General features: G+C 64.8%; 1 protein-coding gene. It reads left to right on the top strand.

The features are described 5' to 3' along the window. Positions 1–82 precede the first annotated feature (82 nt). Positions 83–1,008: IS481 family transposase (locus tag SPK54_RS13610; protein WP_330948407.1), on the top strand; the 926-nt coding region annotated here is incomplete at its 3' end.

Here is a 1,008-nt window from a genome sequence, read left to right as displayed (position 1 = left end):
TGTGATCTCTCAGTAGGTTGTTCATCCGGGGCATCTCTGGAAGATGGGGGTTACGAAGCCAACCCAGCCCCAGGAGCCCCGGATGAACCTGCATAAACATGCCCGTTTGAGCCCGCGCGGTCGAGCCCTGCTCGTGAACCGCATCCTTGTTCAGGGCCTTCGCGTCGAAGAGGCCGCGCACGCAGCCGGTGTCAGCGTCCGTACGGCCTACAAGTGGCTCAGGCGTTTCAAGGAGGAAGGCCCCCAGGGCTTGGTAGACCGATCCTCTCGGCCACGCGCCTGCCCGCATGCCACGCCATCGGAGATCGTGCAGCACGTCATGGAGCGACGCCGCTCACGGCAGACGTACCGGCAGATCGCCGAGCAGCTGCCTGTTGCCCCAAGCACCATCGCCCGGCTGTTGCGGCGCGCTGGACTGCACCGTTTGGCGGAGCTTGAGCCTGCAGCTCCAGAGAACCGCTACGAGTACGCCTTGCCCGGCCAGCTGCTGCATTTGGACATCAAGAAGCTCGCTCGCTTCCGACAGCCGGGGCATCGGGTCACCGGCGATCGCCAGGTCAACTCCAATGGCATGGGTTGGGAATACGTCCATCTGGCCATCGATGACCATTCCCGCGTGGCGTTTGGCTCCATCGAACCGGACGAGCGCGGCAGCAGCGCGTGCAGGGCGCTGCTGCGGGCGGTGCGCTACTACCGCCGCCTGGGCGTTCGCTTCGAGCGCGTCCTGACTGACAACGGCGCCTGCTACAAATCGCGCACCTTCCGCCGCCTGATCCATCGCTTGGGCATGCGCCACCTGCGCACGCGCCCCTACACCCCACGCACCAATGGCAAGGCTGAACGGCTGGTGCAGACCAGCCTGCGCGAATGGGCTTACGCCCGCTCCTACGCCAGCTCCGAACAGCGTGCCCACGCGCTGCAGGACTGGCTTCATCATTACAACTGGCATCGACCACATGCCAGCCTCGGCTACAGACCACCCATCACCCGCATCCAACTGAACAACGT

The sequence above is a fragment of the Thermomonas sp. LB-4 genome (assembly GCF_036409385.1).
Classification (GTDB): domain Bacteria; phylum Pseudomonadota; class Gammaproteobacteria; order Xanthomonadales; family Xanthomonadaceae; genus Thermomonas.
The sequence above is the reverse complement of the archived record's forward strand: the minus strand, read 5'-3'. Positions and strand labels throughout refer to the sequence as shown.